Genomic DNA, 1,709 nt, shown 5'->3' on the forward strand with positions numbered 1-1,709 from the left:
CGGCGACGGTGGGGGTCTCGAAGAGCTGGCGGATGGGCAGCTCGACACCGACAGCGGTGCGGATGCGGCTGACCAGTTTGGTGGCCAGCAGGGAGTGGCCGCCCAGGCGGAAGAAGTCGTCGTCGATGGTCACGGCGTCGAGGCCGAGGACCTCGGCGAACAGGGCGCAGAGCACTTCCTCCTGGGAGGTGCGGGGAGCCCGTCCCGTACCGGTTTCCTGGTCGTGTTCGGGGGCGGGCAGGGCGCGGCGGTCGAGCTTGCCGTTCGGGGTGAGGGGGAGTTCGTCCAGGGACACGAAGGCCGACGGGACCATGTACGCGGGCAGGTGCACGGCGGCGTGCGCGTGCAGGTCGTCGGTGGTGGTGCCGACGACGTACGCGGTCAGGCGCTGGTCGCCGGGGCGGTCCTCGCGGACGATGACCGCGGCCTGGGTGACCTGCGGGTGGGACATGAGTACGGCTTGGATCTCGCCGGGTTCGATGCGGAAGCCGCGGAGTTTGACCTGGTCGTCGCCGCGGCCGGTGTAGACGAGTTGGCCGGTGTGGGTCCAGCGGGCGGTGTCGCCGGTGCGGTACATGCGGGTGCCGGGCGGGCCGTAGGGGTCGGCGGTGAAGCGTTCGGAGGTCAGGTCGGGGCGGTGGTGGTAGCCGCGGGCGAGGACGATGCCGGCCACGTACAGTTCGCCGGTGACGCCGGGCGGGACCGGGCGCAGGCGGTCGTCGAGGACGTAGGCGCGGGTGTTCCAGAACGGACGGCCGATCGGCACCGGGCCGGAGGGGACGGTCTCGCCGGGTGCGATGCGGTAGTCGGTGCAGTTGACGGTGGCCTCGGTGGGTCCGTAGGCGTTGATGACGGTGGCGTCCGGGTGCGCGGAGCGCCAGGCGGCCAGGGCCTCGCCGAGCAGGGCCTCGCCGCCGGTGATCAGCGTTCCCGACGGGGAGGTCTGCGCGGGGAGGGCTTCGAGCAGGCCCAGGTGGGAGGGGGTGACCTTCATGAAGGTCGGCCGGCCGGCTTCGGCGGCGTGCTCGTCCAGTTCGGTGAGGATCACGCGTCCGCCGCTGACCAGCGGCGTGTACAGGGCGGTGACGGTCAGGTCGAAGGCGACCGAGGAGTGCAGCAGTGCCGTGCCGGACGCGTCCGGGTAGACCTCGCGGGCCCGCTCCAGGTAGGCGCCGACGGAGGCGTGTTCGACCACGACACCCTTGGGCCGGCCCGTGGAGCCGGAGGTGTAGATGACGTACACCGGGTCGCGGGGGTGGACGCGGACCGCTTCCAGCGGCGCTTCGGCCTGTTCCAGCATGGCCGGGTCGTCGAGGACGAGGGCGGGTGAGGCGTCGGTGAGGATGTGCGCGATGCGTTCCGCCGGGTACTCCGGGTCCACCGGAACGTAGGCGGCCCCGGCCTTGGTGACCGCGAGCAGGGCCACGACGAGTTCGACCGAGCGCGGCAGCTTCACCGCGACGAACGAACCCCGGTTCACACCGCGCGTCCGCAGCCAGCCGGCGACGCGTCCCGACCAGGCGTCCAGCTCGCCGTAGGTCAGCGACCGGTCGCCGCACTCGACGGCCACCGCGTCCGGCGTTCTGCCGGCCTGCTCGGTGAACAGCTCCGGCAGCGACCGCCCGCGCACGGCACGGGAGGCGCCCTGCCAGCCGGACAGCACCCGCTGCCGCTCGGCCTCCTCCAGCACCTCCACCTCGGAGACCCGG

At 72.7% G+C, this 1,709-nt stretch carries 1 protein-coding gene; it reads right to left on the minus strand.

Features of this window, described 5'->3' with window-relative positions; translation table 11 throughout:
- The coding region (locus AB0I73_RS41190) for a non-ribosomal peptide synthetase (protein WP_363045499.1) at nt 1–1,709 on the minus strand (1,709 nt) is incomplete at both ends.

Source organism: Streptomyces sp. NPDC050388, assembly GCF_040655635.1.
Taxonomy (GTDB): domain Bacteria; phylum Actinomycetota; class Actinomycetes; order Streptomycetales; family Streptomycetaceae; genus Streptomyces.